The sequence below is a fragment of the Veronia nyctiphanis genome (assembly GCF_004116385.1).
GTDB classification, from domain to species: Bacteria; Pseudomonadota; Gammaproteobacteria; order Enterobacterales; family Vibrionaceae; genus Veronia; species Veronia nyctiphanis.
The window spans coordinates 283702-304177 of sequence record NZ_PEIB01000002.1 but is presented as its reverse complement, the minus strand read 5'-3'; the positions used below and the strand labels follow the sequence as shown (position 1 = coordinate 304177).

The following is a 20476-nucleotide window of genomic DNA, read 5'->3' as shown; positions in this document are numbered from 1 at the left end:
CCTTTATTGAAGAATACAGTTCAATAACTGGAATCAATCATTTGGCGAAAATGTCGCGAAACTCTTTTTTCATCGGTGGTTTTAGGCGCGCCTTTTTAAGCTGTTTACAAAGGTCTTTTACGCAGTTAAACAGCACTTGATCAAGAAGTTGGGCTTTGTAGTCTTCTGCTTGCTTGTCATCTAGGTCTTCGATTTTCGCGTCTTGATACTGACTGAGAAAGTCGACGCCCGCATAGCTCTGACTTAAGCTTACTAAAGCGTGGAACTGTTCAAAATTATCTAATACGTTTTGAGCACTTGCTGGTAGTTCATCCCATGCTTCTCGAACAGAAGCTTCACTGACTTCATGCACTGATACCAGCATACCGTGCATTTCGACGGGAACCTGCTCATACTTGATAACTTGCTGAAGTTCCTCTGAAAGGTCTTCAAGGTTGACTGTTTCGGGGGCAGATTCGTGTTGTTCTGACATTTTTTGTGTCCTGATGTCGATTTGAGACGGTACATGCTATCGGCGGAGGACAAGAAGTCAAGACTGTTACAAAGCGCCCAGTCAATAAGCGTATAAATGCTGGCCGAAACACATTTCTCGTTTTCTTAGTGAACAGCGAGCGGCATTCCCGAACTCTATCTACATACCGGGGTTTATATCTGTGACAAATCCGTAAAACAGATGGTTTAGCCGGCCAATATATTGAGGCTTCCAATAGATCGTCGCATTGATACAAAACGTTAGGCAATCGACAAACCTTTAAAGGTTTGTGATATTGCTTAATGATTCGCGCCTAGGCTTGCTGTGGTTTCAGTTTCGTCATCTTCTTCTACCTGAGTTCGGCTACTCATTTTTAACTCTGGTAATCTATCATCCTCATCAGATTCATCTTTAATTAGTGACAGCATCACTTCTTCTTCAACCAACTTATTCTCACCCGACAGACAGCCACCTTTTTCAATGGTGAGTTGTTGGCTGTTCACTGTGCCCATCATTCTTCCGTTGGATAAAATATCGACGTCATTCGCGATACATGTCCCTTCTACCAAACCATTGATTGTTACATGCATGGCGCGGATTTCGCCAGAGAAGTGTCCGGTAGCTGAAATAACGACGGAATTCGCATTGCAAATGGAGCCCTCACAAAAGCCGTCGATCTGAATATCCCCTTCAAGCTGAATTTCTCCCCGAATATTGCAGTTCTTTGCAACAACGGACAAAGATTTAGCTGTTTCCTGTTTGTTCTTGAACATAACCTTACGAACTCCTGTTTTACAATGCGTCCACGACATGCAGATACCGCAACATGTCTTCCCTGAACCTGAGGCCTGCGTTCAGTTTCAGTGTATCCTAGAGGGATATAACGTCGTGTTAAAATTTGTCAAAATACTGACGACTGGTTCCATCTTCTCGTTTATAGAACAACTCAACATGTATCTACTGAAAAGTGAGTGAATAATGCGCTAACAGTACTCAGTTTTCGCTATTCTTTTGAACTTGTATTGCTGCAGTGAAGTAAGGCTGATATAACGCTAATTCAATGAATTACAGACGATGGGGTGACAGACATGACAGTTCAACTTACACCATATCAGGCGAGACTTATCGGTTGTCTCATTGAGAAAGAAGCGACGACGCCGGATCAATACCCGCTGACGCTTAATGCCCTGACAAATGCAGCCAATCAAAAGAGCAGTAGGGAGCCAGTTTATGCTCTGTCTGACGCTGAGGTAATGGATACACTCGATGCGCTAAAGAAGATGAGGCTAGTCAGTGATCTCGAGGGTTTTGGCAGCAGGGTGACAAAATTTCAGCACAGGTTTTGTAACACTGAATTCGGTAGCCTTCAGCTTTCTGAACAAGAGAAGGGCATTGTCTGTGTAATGCTATTACGAGGTCCACAAACACCGGGTGAACTCAGGACAAGAACTAACCGACTTTGCAGCTTTGCTGATGTGAGTGAAGTAGAAAGCGTGCTCAGCAATATGCAGCAAAACGGCTTAGTGAAAATGTTAGCGAGAGAGCCAGGCAAGCGAGAATCGAGATACTCACATCTTTTTACTGATAGTGACGAATCGTCGCCTGTAGCTGTACCGCGAGAAGTAGTGAGTAAAGAGGTTGACCAAGATCTCGTGGCAAGAATTGTCGCGTTGGAAGAAGAAGTAAAAGCACTAAGAGAAGAGCTTTCATTCTTAAAAGAGCACTGAGTCTGTCTGATGCCCCACCCACAATACGTTGCAAAACGCTAATGACAAAACAATCAGAAAGTGGTTGGTTTGTTTATCTGATCCGTACAAGTTCTTCGAGCCTCTACTGCGGCGTGACGACCGATGTTAAGCGTCGTTTCGAAGAACATCAGAAAAATGGCACCAAAACTGCTAAGTATCTCAGAGGTAAGCAACCTTTAGTTCTTGAGTGGTACCAATGTGCTGGCAGCAAACGTCAAGCCATGCAGTTGGAATATCGAATTAAACGGTTACGAAAGAACGACAAGGAACGCTTGTGTAAAGACATCGGTTTTTGGCAAGCACTCTTGAGGGAAACTGAGTGAGGGCAGAGTTATGGCACTAAAATCGACCGTCTACAAAGCACAAATCAATGTCGCCGACATGACCAGGCAAGTGTATTTAGATCACACTGTAACGTTGGCAAAACACCCTTCCGAGACGGATCAACGCATGATGCTTCGCATTTTGGCATGGACGCTGTTTGCCGATGCCGAATTGCAATTTACGAAAGGCCTTTGCGTTGAACATGAACCCGAGTTGTGGATAAAAAATTACTCTGATGAAATAAAGCTCTGGGTTGATCTCGGGCTGCCGGATGAGAAGCGCCTGAAAAAAGCTTGCTCGCTCTCGGAACAGGTTGTCTTATTCACTTATGGAGACAATGCATCCCGGGTTTGGAAAGAACAACATCTTAACAAGCTTTATCACTACAAAAATTTGACAGTATTTAACATCACCGATGAGATATTAGATACGGCAGCGGCTCAGGTCGTCCGAACGATGTCTATTCAATCAACCATTGAGGATGGGCAAGTATGGTTCTCAATTGGAGAGACAGTGCTTAGCCTCCAGCCTGAAGTATGGAAAGAAGTCGCGTGAACAGAGAGCCAATAGTTTTGCTGCGGTAACCTTTACGCTTGTTGCTCTTGCTCAGGTTGTATTCAAAAGCCTGGATAAACTCTACCTGCCTTTTGTTCTTTTACGATAGAGAGAATGTCATCTGTTTTCATTACGTTGAAATAATGCTGACCTTGGCCGTAACTACAGCCGATATTCTTTAGTACTTCATGTTGATCTAAAGTCTCAACCCCTTCAGCGATTACCTTGAGTGAAAGCAGGTTGGCCATGCTGACCATGGTCTGGCAAATGATGAGATCATCTTTCGATTTGGGCAAATCCGAAATAAAGCTCTTGTCGATTTTGATTGAATCAACAGGATAGTGTTTTAGGTAGGCTAACGACGAGTAACCAGTACCAAAGTCGTCAATGGCAACGCTGATTCCTGCCAGTGTGAGACGGTTGAGAGTGTCTCGGTTTTCCTCAATATTTTCGATGAAGGTTTGTTCGGTCAACTCTATCTGCACCCGTGAAGGTGGAATGTCGTAACGGCGAATAGTTTGTAAGATATAGTCAGCCAGATACCCATTATGAAACTCTTTTCCCGACAGGTTAATCGACATTTTTCCGGGTGCACATCGCTGATCGAGCATGTATGAGAAGTCTGCTAGCGCTCTATCTATTATCCAGTGACCAAGGTGTTGCATCAGGCCAGTCTGTTCAGCAACCTCGATAATTTTTTTCGGTGATATGTATGCACCATGCTCAGATTTCCATCTGACAAGCGCTTCAACACCGATTAGCTGAAGAGTTTGCATATCTACTTGCGGCTGGAAGTGGATATCGAGTTCGTTGTTGTTAATCGCTTTTCGTAGAGACTGCTCTAACGTTTTTTGCTGATTTAATTGTTCCTGCATTGTCTGGTTGTAAGCAACAATATTGCCTGTTCCCAGTTTCTCGCTCGGTGAGTGGCGGTTTCTGCATGACGAATCAATTCTTCGGTGTTAATCGAGCGATTAAGTCGATACGCAATACCGATGAGGCAGTGAGCGATTATCTGATTATTTTCAATGTTAAACTCTTCTTCTAGGCAGATTCTGAGCTGATTTGCCTGCATTTCAGCTTCCAACTGACACATGCCTGCCACTGATATCATGAATTGACTGCTATCAACCCTTGCCATCATTGCGTGACGAGGCAAGATGGTTCTGAATCTCTTCACAATATCAAATAACAAGTGTTCGCCAATATGATGTCCATACATATCATTGATTTCGTTAAGATTACTGATATCGATACAAGTCAGTACAATATCTTGCTCAACGAGAATGGCTTTCTCTAAATACATTTCAAGTGAGTGTCTATTGGGAAGAAGGGTTTTTTGATCGTGGTAAGCAACAAACTGTAAACGGTTTTCCGTTTCTTTTTGGGCTTTTAGTTCTCTTCTCAGCGACCTGATCGAGCGGGACACAGCTCTTCGCCCGACATAATTTATTTCGAGTAAATACAGGGTAATTGAACATAGAGTTGCAGCCACCAAACCTGTAATAAAAACAGCCATGGGCAGAGAAAGAAGCTTTGGATAAGGTGAAACGTGCTGTTCCATATATAACGCATAAACCTCCTCACCAAGAAGAATTGGGCGACTCACAGATAAACGTGTTGCGATTGTTTCCCTGTAATCCGCGGGTAACTGTGACGATATGGAGAGGAGCTGCGTTTGAGAAAGTACACTTTTTTGAATCTCATCTAGCCTCCGCTTCAGTGAATACTGAATGACCAAGGTTCCAATACGTTCTTTACTCCTCTTGCCAAGAGAACTTATGACTATTCGAATATCATTCCCGCTATCTTTGATAGAGTAGGAAATCTCCTTGTCCCATCGTATGTCGAGATCATCAGTTAATATGCTGCCAGCGGTTTTATTCTCATCGTTATGTGTCTCCCACCGTAACATCTGGTTATTGTCGAACCATTGTACATGCTGAAAATGAGGAAATAAGCGAATCAAGTCATTACTAAAGGATATCCAAAGGCGCTGGTCGATTTTGGGATAACGCGATAACTGGCGACTTAACCACATAATTTGCTTGTTATCTGTCTCCTTGTATTGGTCGAGCCTATTGACTATCTCTGTCAGTTTCCCGTCCATCATTGAAAGTTGATGCTCTCGCTCGCTGTCTTCAACATAACGATAGAGCATGAAAGTAACGCAAAGAATTAGCATGCAAACAAAACTGGTAAACAGCATGAACCAAAGCCTCGGATGTTGCTCTTCTGCCGAGTGAGTGGTTGTGTTACTGGCAAACGGGTCGGTTTGATTCAAAGCGGTGTCTGTCCAACAAAAGGAGATAATCTCAATTTTAGAACATTTACCGGAGAGGCGATTTCACGTTGAGACTCGCCGACTTGTGGTCTCGAACAATCGAAAATTGTAGGACGTAATCAATCACTGAATTTTCAGTTTTGGGCTAGAAATAGCAAAAAATCCATATTTATATAACGGCTTGATAAGCAACCAGTTACGTAATCGGCGATTTTGATAAGGAATTGAAAAATAGGGATTATAAGTAGTGTGTGAGTGTTGCTTTCTTAAGAAAATTGTAACCCCAAAATAAATACTTCTGTATACACTAAATGAGTGCCTTCGAAGCGACCAGCAAATTAGAGTAATCAAAAAACTCTGACATGTATCCCTTAGTGGCCATCATCAGCATCAAAAAAGGAACCGTGAATGCGCCCGTTTTCCCAAACAATGCTCTACTCAGACTGTATGACCCGCTATGCTGCTCACAGCCATGGTCAAACGTGGGTTTTCGGCAGAGCAGTGGTGTGGTTTCAACCACACGATTCACCAATGATAAGGCCGTCCTCAGTAGGAGGTAACGATCATTCATCCTATCATTCAGGTTGGTTTGAATCTGGTGAAATCTGCAGTCAACTAAATATGATCGGAGAGGGAAGCAAAGCAGAAGCGCTGTCTTTCATTGGTCAGTTTGATGGCGGTTTTATAAAAGATCCAAGACTTTTCCAAGTGGCTAAAGAGGTCGAAGATTCGTTATCGTCGAATATCAGGCTCGCGATATGAAGCCGCTAATTTAGGAGGCGCTGCATTGCTCATTTATGATTCAAATGGTCATAGTGTGTTAATCGGCGTCTGCAAACTAATAATTTCAAATCAATCTTATCTCAATCTCACCTTTCTTCATTAGAACCAACTACTATCCTGATAATAATAAAACTAATTTTCAGATAACGGTGCCGTTGGCTTTTTCAGTCCAAGCAATGGTTGTCAATCTCAAAAAGTTTACTGTGGAGGGTTGGTGAATCTATCACTGAAACGCAAGACTGCATTTGTTGCTGTATTTATGTCAATATTTCTGGGTTTTGCCGCATATCTCCCGATCAGTCAATGGGTAGCCGACCGAAATCTTACGTCAATGAAATCATCCCTATCTTCACAATTGCTGGGGCTTGATTATTCTACATTGCAAAAGTTTCTTGCTATTACCTCACCTCTTTCGACTTGCAATGACAACACGTTGAAAGTGCTTGAAATGATCGCCTCGACTTATCCGTCAGTGAAACACGCCGACTTCACACCTAATGGCTCTCCTTCATGTGTCTCTGGACGTGAGAAGAAAATCAATAGATCGTCAGGCGATAGCATAGTGACGTTCGCCTCACCAACAGTAATCTGGTTCGTTTTTCAGCAACAGGTTCGAGAGATTGAACTGAATTCTAACAATGGCACCTTATCCCTGACTGTTCAGCTAACCAGGCCGATTATGGATGGCTGCGAAGACTGCCTTTCTGCAGAAGTAAAGGTCAAGGATAATGCAATAAACCTGATATCTGTTCGACAAGATGAACAAAAGCACCAATACCGGTTTCATTACACCGATAACATAGAGGTATCGGTATTTTATACCGACGAGGCGAGATTCCAATTTGTCGGATTTACGCCGATGTACTTAGCACTAATCCTGACAATGTCATGTATGTTAATCATCATGTTTATTACACTAAGTCAATCTGACAGCAGTATATTGCAAAATTTGATCATTGAAGCGATAGACAAACGTGCTTTGAAACCGTTTTATCAACCGATAGTTGTTCCAGAGGGGAACGGTTATCGGATTGTCGGCGCAGAGGTGTTGCTCAGGTGGATCACGCAAAGCGGGAACGTGATATTACCAAACAGTTTTATCCCCTTGGCAGAGCAAGATGGACTGATAGACAAAATTACCGAACAACTGATAAATAATGTTCTTAAACAACTTTCTTCAATTGAATTATCGCCTCACTTTTTTGCTAGCGTGAATATACCCCCTGCCTACCTTGAGAAAACAAAAGTTGCAGAGAAACTTCTCAGAAAAATAAGCAAGTCTGGATTGGATTACCGTGTGATTTCATTGGAAGTTACTGAGCGAACACCTTTTGAAAATATTGAAAAAGCAGCGAAAACAATAGAAACCCTTCGTGACGAGGGCATGTCAATAAAGCTTGATGATTGTGGTATGGGGTATGGCGCATTTAGTTATTTGCAGAGCTTAAATATTGATACGATTAAAATCGATCATATGTTCGTTAAGACGATTGGTTTTGAATCAAGCAACACGTCGATTCTTGATGCGATCATTGCCTTTGCTCAAACATCTGATCTTAGCATTGTCGCTGAAGGCGTGGAGAATAAGAGGCAGGCTGACTACTTGGTCAATGCTGGTGTGGAAATGCTTCAGGGAGACTTTTTTGGTGAACCCATGAGTTTTGGTGAGTTCAAGCTATTACTTGAACGCGGTAGCTTTATTTCTCGTGAAAATTAAAACGAATATATTCCTTCTTTTTTCCTCAAATAAACTCTTCGAACAGTTTAATCAAGTTTCAATTATCCAGATAATTAGATGCGAAAATTAACATATCAAATAATAAAAATATTAATAGTGTCAATTTATTAACAAATAATTTTTGTGGTCTATGGTTATTATTAGGTGTTCAGAAAAATAGTCATAATGTTGACTTATATATTAATTGGCGTCATTTCTCCGATGCAGGGAAGCCAAAAAGGTGAGGAGGGGATAATGTTTAAGTCGTTTTTTTTGGATAAGAGATGGTTCTTATGGTCAATCGTCGGCACAGTTCTGATTTTGTACGTGACATGGTACAAAGTCCAAATTGACGTAGAGGTAAACGAATGGTTCGGCGAATTTTATAACTTGATTCAAAAAGCGTTGGGGAAACCCAATGCGGTGAGTTTTGATGAGTTTCTCGACAGTTGTTTAGATTTCTTCAACATTGTCTCCGTCTACATCATCATTGCGGTGTGTCTTGAATTTTTCGTTAGACATTACGTGTTTAGATGGCGAACCGCGATGAACAACTATTATATGTCGCACTGGCACCGAATTCGTCATGTTGAAGGTGCTGCTCAACGGATTCAAGAAGATACTATGCGCTTCGCCAGAATTGTTGAGGGGTTAGGGGTCAGTTTTATGCGTTCAATCATGACGCTGGTGGCCTTTCTACCGATACTGTGGACATTGAGTGAGAATGTTACTGAGTTACCTTGGATAGGCCCTGTTGATCGCTCATTAGTCTACATGGCCATTATCTCTGCCATCTTGGGAACAGTGCTGCTCGCCATCGTCGGTATAAAGTTACCTGGGCTGGAATTTAAAAACCAAAAGGTTGAAGCCGCATACAGGAAAGAATTGGTATTTGGCGAAGATCATCAAAGTAGGGCGCAACCAGAAACGGTCACTGAGCTCTTTACTAACGTTAGAAAAAACTACTTCAACCTTTACCGACATTACCTGTACTTCGATATCGCAAAATGGTCCTATATCCAGTATACCATGATCGTCCCGTATATTGCGCTTGGACCTACCATTGTATCTGGCGTGATCACTTTGGGAGTTTTACAGCAGATTCTGCGTGCGTTTGGCAAGGTTGAGGATTCATTTCAGTTTCTTGTTCATTCATGGAGCACCATCGTGGAATTAATGTCGATTTACAAACGACTCAAAGCGTTCGAACAGCAGATTGATGCCTCCTTTGATACAGATGCTGAAGAACCCGTTTAGACATATTTATACTTCGCAATTTCAACGCCTTACTTTCGCAAGTAAGGCGTTTTTTTTATTTCTTTTCTATACTGCATTAAGTTGTACAATTTTTTTTTTTGTACAAAAGTGATCGTTTTGCTTTCTCTACTTGTACAAACATAAAACGTTGTACAAGTTTGAGGGGATTCAATGAAAATTAAGCTTGGTGTCAGTGCATGTGTCATTGGCGAAAAAGTCCGATTTGATAGCGGACACAAGAGAAGTAACTTTGTGTGCAGCGAACTCACAGACTTCGTTGAGTACGTTCCTGTTTGTCCTGAAATGGCAATAGGTCTTCCTGTGCCCCGACCTACTATTCGCCTGTTAGAGCATGACGACCAAATTCGTCTGGTAGACACAAAAAACAACGAAATCGATCATACGGAGAAAATGGTTCGCTTCAGTGAAGACAAGGCGAATCAACTTTCGCAGATGGATTTGTGTGGTTATGTTGTTTGTGCCAAATCTCCCACTTGCGGAATGGAGCGAGTCAAAGTCTACCGTGAAAACGGCTACGTCGCCGCGGAGAAAATCGGGGTAGGGCTCTATACAAAAGCACTGATGGAAAAAATGCCTTGGTTACCGATTGAAGAAGACGGCCGTCTAAACGATCCGGTTTTGAAAGAGAATTTTGTCTTCCGACTTTTCGCGCTTCGAGATTTTTATGACTCGATGTCTGAGGGGATAACGAGACGCGCGATCATTGAATTTCACTCTCGCTATAAACTCATTTTAATGGCTCACTGCCCAAGGGAATACCGCGAACTCGGTAGTTTTGTTGCCAAAATATCTGAGTACGACATCGACGAGTTTTACCTCGAGTACAGGACCCGTTTCATGCAAGCTCTTGCGCAACGGGCAAGCCGAAAAAATAACACCAATGTGCTGATGCACTTGCAAGGTTACTTCAAGCGCTCATTGGATAAGCAGCAGAAAGCTGAACTGGCTAAGCTGATTCTTGCTTACCGTGTCGGTGAAATGCCACTTTTAGTGCCCTTGACGCTGATCAATCACCATTTGTCGTTGTATCCAGATGCATACATTGCCAGTCAAAAATACCTCAAGCCCTATCCAGATTCTTTGAGACTTAGATATGGCCTCTGAGCAAACCTTAATGGGGATCGGTGAAGTGTCTGCTTTAACTGGCGTCAACTCTGTCACGCTCAGAGCATGGCAACGGCGCTATGGGTTGTTGACGCCCCAGAGGACACCGAAAGGTCACCGTCTTTTCAGTAACAACGATGTGGAACGGATCCGAGAAATCTTGGGTTGGTTAGATAAAGGTGTAGCGATAAGTCAAGTTAAGCCGTTGATCGGCTCGAAAGAGCAACTCAGTCATGGTGATGGAGAGCTTGGCGAAGTGGAACAATTGACAAAAGCGATAGAGACCGTCGACTTATCAGGGATCCATAATATTTTGTCGACTGCATTCAGGGAGTACCCTTTTTCGGTGCTCAAATCTCGTCTTATATCACCACTGGAAAGTCACATTTTCAAGGCGCAACCAGCAGTGAGAGATCTCTACGAAAATGTATGGCAAAGCGCTATCACCTGCTTGTTGACCACTTTCACCAGCAAGAGAAAGCAAGAAAAGAATAAAAAACCGTGTCTCTTGGTGACGCTTGACAGTGGGGCAGAATACAAGGTTGCACTGAAAGCTTATGAACTGGTGATTAACGGGTTCGATGTCAATCAGCTAATGTCGCCCATTACCTCACCGCGTCTCATTGCAGGCTCGTTAGCGAAAACGAAAGAGACAACTCTGGTAATTCACTCCGACAATGCATTGCCAACGAATGTGTTGACAGAGACGACGAAAGTCCAACTGTTACCGAACATACAACTTTTGTTTGTTGGTGACTGTATCGATATACACCCGGAGCAATTGAAAGATTTGAGATTGCAATGACTTGGCCTAACAACATGCAAATGACGACAGGAGTGCGTTGATGAAATTAGTTTGGTTCAGACGAGATTTGAGAGTCAAAGACAACCCTGCATTACATGAGGCATGCAAAACTGGAGAGCCGACAATTGCTCTTTACACTGCGACGCCAGAGCAGTGGAAACAACATGACCTATCACCTCGTCAGGCAGACTTCATTCAACGGCGCCTCGAGGTGCTTCGCAATGACCTTGCTGCGTTGAATATTCCGCTGTTATTTAAAGTGGTTGATGATTTTTCCGGTTTGCCTGCATATCTGGCAGAAGTATGTCAGCAATATCAGGTGTCAGATGTTTATTGTAATATCGATTACGAATTTGATGAAGTAGACAGAGATAATGCCGTTGCAGGCACATTGAGTCTAACAAGAACAGGATTTCATGCATTTCACGGTAAATGTATCCTTCCACCGGGATCTGTTCTTACTGGCGGCGGGAAATCTTTTCAGGTATTCACTCCGTTCAAACGGGCTTGGCTTAAGCTGGTTCAATCGACAGATTATTCTCCCGTAAAGCCACCATTACCTATATCTCCAACGGCTTTAACGAAAGCACTGATTGAAGATGCCAAAGAAATAGACCTACGTTATTGGTATGAAGATTCAGTGAGTTGGCCAGTCGACGACAATACCATTATTCAACGTCTTCGTGATTATTGTAGTTACAGGGTAACTAGCTATGATGCGTTGAGAGACATACCTTCAGAGCCAGCGACCAGTCAGCTCTCTGCGTACCTTGCCATTGGTGCTATATCGCCTAGGCAATGCTTGGCAAGATTACTGACCGAACATCCAAATGCTTTTGATGACAGTAAACAAGGTCCTCAAGTATGGCTATCTGAGCTCATTTGGCGAGAGTTCTATCAGCATGTGACTGCTTCCAATCCAAGCCTGAGCAAGGGGAAAGCTTGCCTCTCTTGGGAGTCAAACATTGAATGGAAGCACGACGAAATACTTTTCGAACGCTGGAAGCAGGGGAAAACGGGCGTTCCGATTGTTGACGCTGGTATGCGCCAATTGAATGAAACCGGCTGGATGCACAACAGGCTGCGCATGATCGTGGCGAGCTTTCTCGTCAAAGATTTACACATCGATTGGCGGTGGGGAGAGCGCTACTTCATGCAAAAGCTCATTGATGGCGATTTCGCTGCAAACAACGGCGGATGGCAGTGGTCTGCATCCGTCGGGTTAGATGCTCAACCTTATTTCCGCATATTCAACCCGTTCACTCAAAGCAAAAAATTTGATCCTGAAGGAATTTTTATTCGTAGATGGGTCAAAGAGTTAGAGAATATTCCTGAAAAATTTATTCACGATCCATATCACAAAAATTATGGTTCTGATGTTTCTCTCTCTTATCCCAAACCCATAGTTGATCATGCGTTGCGAGAAAGGAGGCACTTTCCTTTTTCGAAGCTGCCAAGAATCACACCAGTGAGCAAAGAGCGTGAGCATGATTGATAGCATAGCTGTAAGTGAAAAGAGCCCAGTAGAGCAGTTTGTTACTGTCTATGAGGCATTAGGGAAAAATAATCTGGCAATTCTGGATACGATTTACAGCGACGATGTGGTGTTCGAGGACCCTGCCCATCGTATAGAGGGCTTCGAGAATTTAAGCCGCTACTTTGATTCTCTCTACGAAAACATTATCGATTGCAAGTTCAAGGTTCACAATCACGCAGCGAGTGGCGACATAGCTTTCGTCAACTGGACCATGACCCTCGCGCACCCAAAGTTAGCTGGCGGTAAGTTGCGTGCTATCGAAGGCTCTACCATGCTGACATTCAAAAACGGCAAGGTCACGCACCATCGAGACTTTTTCGACTTGGGCGCCATGCTGTACGAGGCGGTTCCCGTGCTTGGTCCGACAGTGAAGTTTCTGAAGAAAAGGTTGGGGCAATGAAATCAGTACTCATTACCGGTGCCTCATCAGGCATCGGGCTCAAGCTTGCCGAAGATTATGCGAAGTCAGGATGGAAGGTTGTTGGTTGTGGTCGCAGCATGGCGACGCTTGATGCTTTAGCTGAGAGATTTGAAAACCTGAGTACATTGCAATTCGATACCTCAGACAAAAAAGCCTGTGAAGAAGCATTGGTCAGCATCGATAGTAATTTAGACCTGATCATTCTTAACGCTGGCACTTGTGAATACATTGAGGGTGGGCTGGTCGACGCAGATTTATTTCAACGTGTGTTCACCACCAACGTGTTTGGTGTGGTGAATTGCCTTGAGGTATTGCAGAAGACATATACGAACGGTACTCACATTGCATTAATGGGGTCTACGGCTTCGTACCTTGGCCTGCCACGAGCGGAAGCTTATGGCGCTTCCAAAGCCGCCATAAGCTACCTAGCCAGATCGCTGTCAGTAGATTTAAGCCATCTGGGTGTGACTGTATCACTCATATCACCGGGGTTTGTGAGAACGCCTCTGACAGATAAAAACGACTTTCCGATGCCAATGATGGTTACGCCTGAAGAGGCTTCAGACACCATTCGTAAAGGGTTAGAAAAACAAAAAGAAGAAATTCACTTTCCGAGAAGATTCAGTTTTATTCTCAAATTCATTGCCGCACTTCCTGTTTGGTTACAGTTGGTGTTGGTCAAAAGGCTAGTTAGGAATGCATCATGAAAATAGCTATCATCGGGTCCGGTATTTCGGGCCTGACCTGCGCGCATTATTTGCATAAAGAGCATGATATTACCGTCTTCGAAGCAAACGACTATGTGGGTGGACATACTGCAACCATAGATGTTGAGGTTGAAAGCGGTCAATATGCCATAGACACAGGTTTCATTGTCTACAACGACCGTACATACCCTAGATTTCAGAAGCTGTTAGCTGAACTCGGCATTGAGGGGTTACCAACTGAAATGAGCTTCAGTGTTCACAATGCAGAGAATGGGCTCGAGTACAATGGCCATACTGTTTTTTCTTTGTTTGCTCAGAAGCGAAATATATTCAATCCAAAGTTCTACTTATTTATCCGTGAAATTTTGCGTTTCAATAAGCTCGCTAAAGATGCATATCAACAGACTGATGCCCTGAATAAGTCAGAACACACGCTCGGAGACTTTTTGGAGGCCAATGGTTTTAGCGACTACTTTTGCGAAAACTATATCCTGCCAATGGGCGCTGCCATTTGGTCATCGACGTTGTCAGACATGCGTGGTTTCCCGCTGAGTTTCTTCGTGAGATTCTTCTTCAACCATGGACTGCTAGACATTGCCAATCGTCCACAGTGGTATGTCATTCCTGGCGGGTCCAGAGAGTATGTTCGCAAAATGATTCCGGCGTTTGAATCGAGAATCAGGCTCAACACCCCTGTTCAAACAGTCAAACGTGACCAGAGTGGTGTAACTCTTGTCACGGAGAAAGAGAGCGAAAGGTTTGATCAGGTCATTTTTGCTTGTCATAGCAATCAAGCGCTCAAGTTGCTTGATTCTCCCTCTAAAGATGAATCAACTATTCTGGGTGCACTTGAATACCAGTCGAATGAGGTCGTTTTACACACTGACACGTCTATGCTACCCAAAAGGAAAGCAGCGTGGGCGAGCTGGAATTACTATCTTGGTATGAGTGAAGACAGAGACAATAAGCTCGCGTCTCTAACTTACGATATGAATATTTTGCAACAGCTTAACTCAACAGAGACATTTTGTGTCACGTTGAACCAGACACAAGATATTGACCCAGACAAAGTCCTTCGCTCTTTCAATTACGAGCACCCAGTATTCAATGGCGCAGCGATAGCAGCGCAAAAACACAAATCTAAAGTATCAGGCCTGAATAACACCTGGTTTTGCGGTGCTTACTGGTACAACGGTTTCCATGAGGACGGTGTAAGAAGTGCCACTGACGTCATTGAAGGTATTCAAAACATTGAACAACCTCTGAGATTTGTGTCATGACGGATGCTATCGGCAGCGGTTTATATACCGGTGTTGTGAGGCACCGGAGATTCACCCCCGTCAGCCATACCTTCAAATATGACATCTTCATGCCAGTGATTGATCTCGATGAGATTGAGCGTCTGGCGATGAACGTCCGGGGATTTAGAATAGGTAAATGGGGCTTGTCAGCCTTTAACGCCTCTGATTATCTCGATGGCAGGGAAGATACAAAACAGGCTTGTCAGGACAAGGTATTTGAACTGACAGGGGACCGTCTGAAAGGCAAGGTACTTGCGCTTTGTCATCTGCGATACCTAGGGCTCTACTTTAGCCCGGTCAACTTCTTCTATTTGTACGACGAGGATGGAAATTGGCGGTATATGCTTGCGGAAGTGAGTAATACCCCTTGGAATCAACGCCACTATTACGCTGTTCCCGCTGGGGCAAAGTGGGAAAATGATAAGGAGTTTCATGTTTCCCCCTTCAATCCAATAGAACAGAAGTATCAATGGAAGCTTCGCCCTCTGGGCAAAAAAGCGTTTGTTCACCTTGAAACACACAGAGGTGACAGAGAGTTTGATGCCACTTTGGCACTTGAAAAGAAAGCATTTACAAGCGGGGAGTTGGCAAAACTTCTCTTGAAGACCCCGTTTATGACTGCAAAAGTAATAATTTTAATTTATTGGCAAGCAGCAAAGCTCTGGATTAAAGGGGCTCGTTTTTATTCCCACCCAGATCAGGCCAAGGAGTGACTATGTATTCGAGTGATATTCAACAAAGCCTACCGTTAACGAAAAAAGATATGTATGCCCAAAAGATACTGACTGCATTACTGGGTAAATTAGAAGGCGCATCATTGACGCTCATAGATCCTGAGGGTCAGGCGCACGTTTTAGGTGATAAAAACGCAGACTTGTCAGCTGAGTTGATCATCAAAGACAACCGTTTCTATGCGAGAACCTTGTCAGGAGGTTCCATAGGCGCAGCAGAAGCTTATGTGGATGGCTGGTGGGACACGCCCGATCTGACTAAGTTAGTGAGAGTTATTTGCCGTAACCTGCCTGCTCTCGACCGTCTGGAGAGTAAAATGAGCTGGCTGACGGGGCTACTTAATAAAGTCTCACACTGGAAAAATAGAAACACTCAAGCCAACGCCAAAAATAATATTTCTGCTCACTACGATCTCGGCAACGATCTTTACCGACACTTCCTTGATCAAGAGATGCTGTACTCGAGCGGTATTTACGAAAATGGTGACGAATCGTTAGAGAAAGCACAGTTTTGCAAGATGGACAGGCTTTGCCAGCAGCTGAGACTCAAACCGACTGACCATCTTCTGGAAATCGGTACTGGTTGGGGAGCGATGGCGATTCACGCAGCCAAGCATTATGGCTGTCAGGTCACGACGACGACTATTTCTGAAGAGCAGTATCAGTGGGCACAAGAGCGTATTGAGCGAGAAGGCCTAAGTGACAAGGTAACACTTCTCAAAGAGGATTATCGCGATTTAGATGGTCAATACGACAAGCTGGTATCCGTTGAAATGATCGAAGCGGTTGGTCGCGAATACCTTGATACCTACGTTGAAAAGTGTCAGTCGTTGCTCAAACCTGAAGGACTGATGGCTATTCAAGCAATAACGATTGCAGATCAAAGATATGACTCTTACAGCCAGAGCGTTGATTTCATTCAAAAGCACATTTTTCCGGGTGGCTTCTTGCCTTCTGTCAGTGTTTTGCTGGACAGATTTACTAATCGCACTGACCTCGTCGTCCGAGATCTGAAAGACATAGGCTTAGATTATGCAAAAACGCTCCAGGACTGGCACCAGCGATTTAACGACAATACCGATACGCTGATGCAACTTGGCTACGATGAAAAATTCTCTCGTTTATGGCGCTTTTATTTCTGCTATTGCGAAGGCGGTTTTAGAGAGAAAACCATCAGCACCGTGCAACTGTTACTCAGCCGACCGAATTGGCGTGAAGCAGGAGCTTAATAAATGCGTACCATTGCACTCTCACTCCTATTCAATGTGTACTGGGTCATCGCTGTGCTCGGTAGAGAAAACTATTGGTATCTGCTTGTGGCTTTGCTGGTAGCCAGTGTTTATCTCGATAAGCGATTGCTATGGGTTGTACCAGTTTTGCTTTGGTCGGGATCGGCGGCGACACCGCTCTGATGTACAGCGGTGTTCTCGGTTTCTCAGGTTCGATGATACCCGTCTGGCTGATGCTATTGTGGGCCGGATTTGTTGCTTATATCTGGCTGGTTCGAGACTGGCTTTTGACAAAACCTCGATGGCTTTTGGTGCTTATTGGCGGTATCGGCGGTGCGATGAGTTATCTTGGTGGCTACCGTCTCAATGCAGTCGATTTTCCTTATGGCGTCATTGAAAGTGCCGCTGCGCTTTTCGTCGTGTGGGTGATATACAGCGCTGTGTATCTAGCGTTGATCAACAGAAGTAGGGTGGGAGTGACAGCATGAAGAAGTTATCGAGTGTCGCCATTGCATCCCTCTTCATCGCATCAATATTTTCCGCAAAAGTGGCTGCATCAGATACATCGCAGCCATCTGTTGAATGGAAGAATTGGCAAACGGTTGGTAGCGCGACTCTGAGTTGGGGATTTTGGACCATATACGACAGCATGCTGGCGACGCCAGATGGTCGTTACGAATCGCTCGGTGGTCCGTTGTCACTGTCGATCACTTATCGCCGAGATATTGATGGTGAGGATTTATTGGAAGCGACAGGTGACCAGTGGGAACATCTGGGCTATGAGCCATCAGCGATAGATAGTTGGTTGAAAGCGCTTGATGGGGTTTTCCCTGATGTCGTGAAAGGCGATCAGCTTATTTACACGTTAAACGCAGGCAAGGGCACTTTTTACTTCAGGTCTAAGGATGAAGATCTCCGACAGGTCGGCGCAATATCAGATCCTGGGATGGCCAATGCTTTCGCCGCTATCTGGTTGTCTCCCAAAACTTCTTATCCAAAACACAGACTTGCCCTAATAGGACAAAAATAACGATGAAATTACTTTTTACGCTATCTGCGGCGCTGTTATTTCTGACATCATGCAGCGCGAAAATCGATGATTACGCGCAGAATACGCCAGAATTTGCTTTGTTTGATTATTTCGACGGTCAGGTCACTGCATGGGGAATGGTTCAGGACTATTCAGGGAAGCAAACTCGGCGATTCTCTGTCAACATTGACGGAACCGTTGAAGGCAATCAATTGACTCTGGATGAAACCTTCTTTTTTGATGATGGTGAAGAACAAAAACGAATCTGGAAAATACAGAGAAATGCTGATGGCACCTATGAAGGAACAGCTGGCGATGTGGTTGGAAATGCCGTGGGTCGTTCTGTCGGAAATGCGTTTCACTGGGTCTATCAACTCGAAGTTGTAGTAGACGATACGACGTATGTGTTAACCATGGATGATTGGCTTTACCGTCATGATGAAAAGCATTTGTTTAATCGTACTTCAATGAAGAAGTTCGGCGTCGAGGTGGGGGAAGTGACCCTATTTTTCACCAAATCTTGACGCAATCAGTCAGTATGGTCAGAAGCACTTAACCTACACCTCTGGCCATGCTAATCACACGTTGTAAGGTTCTTCTCAGTAACACAGGCACCTCACCTGCCTTTTGGTCTTCTGTATATGCCACAATCGCCAGTGCGGCATCAGGCTTGGCAAATCGTCTCACCGCTTTTGAAATAATCTTTCTGGGAGACATAGATTCATCCTCCAGTACACCTGCCATTTCTTTAAAGAGCTCAGAATAGCCGTTGTCAAATAGAAACTGCTCTATATCCTCAGTCGGTAATACAGTGAGTCGATGTGTTTCATTATCACCGTGGAGCATACTTCTTGCCGTTTGTGCGTACTTTTGACCTGCGGGATCACCATCGGCAATCAAATGCCATTGAATACCTAATGCTTTCGCTATTTTGATCAGAGGCTTCAGCCCGCTTTGAGCAAATTCAATAATGTTAACGCCCTCGGCCGACAGGTCGAATCCCTTCACTCTGGCAAGCTCATTAAAAAGCCATACTTCTGTTTCACCCTCAACCAGCAACCAACAGCGGGCAAACAGTGCGCTTGGCCTGTGAATTCTCACATGGAAGGCAATTTTTCGCATTTCATTAGCGCCAAGGCGCCGCATGGGTACCTGATAGTTTCTGTATGGGTAGGGCCGCGCTCAAGGCGTCGAATTGAGGTCAGAGGTACCGATGACAGCAAGTCACCACTATTGGTAGTGATAATTTTCTGCATCGGCATAATTTGAATAAGACGCCAGGCTTGACTTAGTAAGGTTGGGTGGAGGCGCCCTTCTGGGTCCTCAAATATAAATATCGGTCTGGCGTTAGCTTTGAGCTGTCTCGGTCCTCTTCCTCGAATGAACTCAGTGAGCATACCCATTAATAACAGGCGGCTATGATTAGAGGTATTCATAGCCACTACTTCAAGAGGATGGATATTGCTCGAACTCATCTTGAGATGCCGATAAGGGTCTATCGCGGCGCTTTCATGATTATCACTGTCAAAAGCAAAGTAGTGGTCCAAAAGGGTTCTCATGGCGCGAAAGCCACTTTTTATTTCTCCCTTATTCACATGACCAGGCATGAGCTCAAGGCGTTTGGCTGTATTCGCAAGTCTACGCTCCAGCCTAGTATTACGTTTACGGTCGTCTTCACCACCGTTTTTTAACCAGCGTGAATCTCGCATCCGAATGATCGGATGAAGCGCATAAGCGCCATGGCGAGTTCCTCTTTGTTGTCGAGGCTTCGTAAATTGCCCTCTATGTCGAGAAAATCCCATGATGTGGTGACCTTGTTATCTTCGAGCGTGGCACTGACCCGAAAGTCAATTTGACGAAGGCCACCATTATTGCCATTCCAGACGGGCAGAAACTGCCTGTAACGTCGTGCTCTATTTTCACCGCTGAATGATTCTTGCCAGCGAAGAATAATTTGTAACTGAGTGAATTGATCATTGCCGAGAGTATGATCGATGTGAAAATCGTTTCGTTGAAACTCATAGAGTTCACCGTCGGGGTTCAGCGTTAAGCTGAGTGCATCAAGCAAGGAACTTTTGCCCCATGCATTTTCACCTATGAGGACGGTAAGTTCATCTAAGCTCAATGACAGGCGTCGAATTCCCCGAAAACCTGAAATTTCAATCCTTTCTAACTTCATAGACACCTCTACGATAAGAGTATGGCATGCTGTACCGAGTGGTGAGGGAGCGAGTTGTAAAAGTGTGTTCTTATCATTTAATAACTATCAGGTAATGCGCTGTTATGCTGGTTCGGAGCCGCGATTATTACGATGTGATCAAAAAAGGATACTTTTCTTCCTGTGTAAGCTCACAGAATAAAAATCTAAAGCAGATACTCGCAGATTGAACATCAGAACCCACTTAAATAGCTTACAGTTAGTAAGTGCGTAAACTTCGCAAGTAAAGGAA

Annotated in this window: 22 protein-coding genes and 1 pseudogene; 18 read left to right on the top strand and 5 right to left on the bottom strand. The window is 44.1% G+C overall.

Going from position 1 to position 20476, the window contains the following annotated elements:
* Nucleotides 1–37: 37 nt before the first annotated feature.
* Nucleotides 38–472 (bottom strand): DUF3069 domain-containing protein, encoded by a 435-nt coding sequence (locus CS022_RS03260; protein WP_129121077.1) that lies wholly within the window; start codon nt 470–472, stop codon nt 38–40.
* A gap of 299 nt (nt 473–771) precedes the next feature.
* Nucleotides 772–1245: a bactofilin family protein gene (locus tag CS022_RS03255; protein WP_129121076.1), complete on the bottom strand. Its 474-nt coding sequence runs from the start codon at nt 1243–1245 to the stop codon at nt 772–774.
* A 315-nt stretch (nt 1246–1560) separates the two neighbouring features.
* Here CS022_RS03255 and CS022_RS03250 point away from each other — a divergent pair, with 315 nt between their 5' ends.
* From CS022_RS03250 to CS022_RS03240, 3 genes are read left to right on the top strand one after another with little or no spacing between them, the layout of a single operon-like run.
* Entirely contained in the window at nt 1561–2199 is a 639-nt protein-coding gene (locus CS022_RS03250) for a YceH family protein (RefSeq protein WP_129121075.1), read from the top strand.
* Between the two features lie 41 nt (nt 2200–2240).
* A complete protein-coding gene (locus CS022_RS03245; RefSeq protein ID WP_129121074.1) occupies nt 2241–2543 on the top strand; it encodes a GIY-YIG nuclease family protein in 303 nt (100 codons plus the stop codon).
* Nucleotides 2544–2553: 10 nt separating this feature from the next.
* Nucleotides 2554–3099: a YaeQ family protein gene (locus CS022_RS03240; RefSeq protein WP_129121073.1), complete on the top strand. Its 546-nt coding sequence runs from the start codon at nt 2554–2556 to the stop codon at nt 3097–3099.
* A 62-nt stretch (nt 3100–3161) separates the two neighbouring features.
* Here the strand turns inward: CS022_RS03240 and CS022_RS03235 are convergent, their stop codons facing one another.
* Nucleotides 3162–3974, bottom strand: a complete 813-nt coding sequence (locus tag CS022_RS03235; protein WP_129121072.1) for a putative bifunctional diguanylate cyclase/phosphodiesterase — start codon at nt 3972–3974, stop codon at nt 3162–3164.
* Nucleotides 3959–5383, bottom strand: a complete 1425-nt coding sequence (locus CS022_RS03230) for a GGDEF domain-containing protein (protein ID WP_129121071.1) — start codon at nt 5381–5383, stop codon at nt 3959–3961. The genes CS022_RS03235 and CS022_RS03230 overlap by 16 nt, the downstream gene beginning before the upstream one ends.
* A gap of 408 nt (nt 5384–5791) precedes the next feature.
* Between CS022_RS03230 and CS022_RS03225 the strand changes: the two genes are divergently transcribed.
* The 15 genes from CS022_RS03225 to CS022_RS03160 all read left to right on the top strand — a co-directional run bounded on the left by CS022_RS03225 (nt 5792) and on the right by CS022_RS03160 (nt 18550).
* On the top strand, nt 5792–6145 hold the full coding sequence (locus tag CS022_RS03225; RefSeq protein WP_129121070.1) for a hypothetical protein: 354 nt from the start codon (nt 5792–5794) through the stop codon (nt 6143–6145).
* Nucleotides 6146–6380: 235 nt separating this feature from the next.
* Nucleotides 6381–7883 (top strand): EAL domain-containing protein, encoded by a 1503-nt coding sequence (locus CS022_RS03220; RefSeq protein WP_129121069.1) that lies wholly within the window; start codon nt 6381–6383, stop codon nt 7881–7883.
* Nucleotides 7884–8138: 255 nt separating this feature from the next.
* A complete protein-coding gene (gene sbmA / locus CS022_RS03215; protein ID WP_129121068.1) occupies nt 8139–9140 on the top strand; it encodes a peptide antibiotic transporter SbmA in 1002 nt (333 codons plus the stop codon).
* A 171-nt stretch (nt 9141–9311) separates the two neighbouring features.
* Nucleotides 9312–10265, top strand: a complete 954-nt coding sequence (locus tag CS022_RS03210) for a YbgA family protein (RefSeq protein WP_129121067.1) — start codon at nt 9312–9314, stop codon at nt 10263–10265.
* Nucleotides 10255–11070 carry a MerR family transcriptional regulator gene (locus tag CS022_RS03205; RefSeq protein ID WP_129121066.1) on the top strand — a complete coding sequence of 272 codons (816 nt, stop codon included), beginning with the start codon at nt 10255–10257 and terminating at the stop codon, nt 11068–11070. Before CS022_RS03210 ends, CS022_RS03205 begins: the two co-directional genes overlap by 11 nt.
* Nucleotides 11071–11110: 40 nt before the next feature.
* Nucleotides 11111–12565, top strand: coding sequence for a deoxyribodipyrimidine photo-lyase (phrB, locus tag CS022_RS03200; RefSeq protein WP_129121065.1), 1455 nt, complete (start codon nt 11111–11113; stop codon nt 12563–12565).
* Nucleotides 12558–13007: a nuclear transport factor 2 family protein gene (locus tag CS022_RS03195; RefSeq protein WP_129121064.1), complete on the top strand. Its 450-nt coding sequence runs from the start codon at nt 12558–12560 to the stop codon at nt 13005–13007. The genes phrB and CS022_RS03195 overlap by 8 nt, the downstream gene beginning before the upstream one ends.
* The gene (locus tag CS022_RS03190) at nt 13004–13735 is read left to right on the top strand and encodes an SDR family NAD(P)-dependent oxidoreductase (protein WP_129121063.1); all 732 of its coding nucleotides are present in this window, start codon (nt 13004–13006) and stop codon (nt 13733–13735) included. The genes CS022_RS03195 and CS022_RS03190 overlap by 4 nt, the downstream gene beginning before the upstream one ends.
* Nucleotides 13732–15015 carry an NAD(P)/FAD-dependent oxidoreductase gene (locus CS022_RS03185; RefSeq protein WP_129121062.1) on the top strand — a complete coding sequence of 428 codons (1284 nt, stop codon included), beginning with the start codon at nt 13732–13734 and terminating at the stop codon, nt 15013–15015. Before CS022_RS03190 ends, CS022_RS03185 begins: the two co-directional genes overlap by 4 nt.
* Nucleotides 15012–15749 (top strand): DUF1365 domain-containing protein, encoded by a 738-nt coding sequence (locus tag CS022_RS03180; RefSeq protein WP_129121061.1) that lies wholly within the window; start codon nt 15012–15014, stop codon nt 15747–15749. Before CS022_RS03185 ends, CS022_RS03180 begins: the two co-directional genes overlap by 4 nt.
* Nucleotides 15750–15751: 2 nt before the next feature.
* On the top strand, nt 15752–16996 hold the full coding sequence (locus CS022_RS03175) for an SAM-dependent methyltransferase (RefSeq protein WP_129121060.1): 1245 nt from the start codon (nt 15752–15754) through the stop codon (nt 16994–16996).
* Nucleotides 16997–16999: 3 nt separating this feature from the next.
* Nucleotides 17000–17179 (top strand): hypothetical protein, encoded by a 180-nt coding sequence (locus CS022_RS24775; protein WP_161569545.1) that lies wholly within the window; start codon nt 17000–17002, stop codon nt 17177–17179.
* Nucleotides 17128–17484, top strand: a complete 357-nt coding sequence (locus CS022_RS03170; protein WP_129121059.1) for a DUF2878 domain-containing protein — start codon at nt 17128–17130, stop codon at nt 17482–17484. The genes CS022_RS24775 and CS022_RS03170 overlap by 52 nt, the downstream gene beginning before the upstream one ends.
* Entirely contained in the window at nt 17481–18026 is a 546-nt protein-coding gene (locus tag CS022_RS03165; protein ID WP_235869215.1) for a chalcone isomerase family protein, read from the top strand. The genes CS022_RS03170 and CS022_RS03165 overlap by 4 nt, the downstream gene beginning before the upstream one ends.
* Nucleotides 18027–18028: 2 nt before the next feature.
* Nucleotides 18029–18550 carry a DUF3833 domain-containing protein gene (locus CS022_RS03160; RefSeq protein ID WP_129121058.1) on the top strand — a complete coding sequence of 174 codons (522 nt, stop codon included), beginning with the start codon at nt 18029–18031 and terminating at the stop codon, nt 18548–18550.
* Nucleotides 18551–18578: 28 nt separating this feature from the next.
* On the opposite strand, the pseudogene CS022_RS03155 reads toward CS022_RS03160, so the two are convergent.
* Nucleotides 18579–20205, bottom strand: a pseudogene (locus tag CS022_RS03155) (DUF2813 domain-containing protein).
* Nucleotides 20206–20476 lie beyond the last annotated feature (271 nt).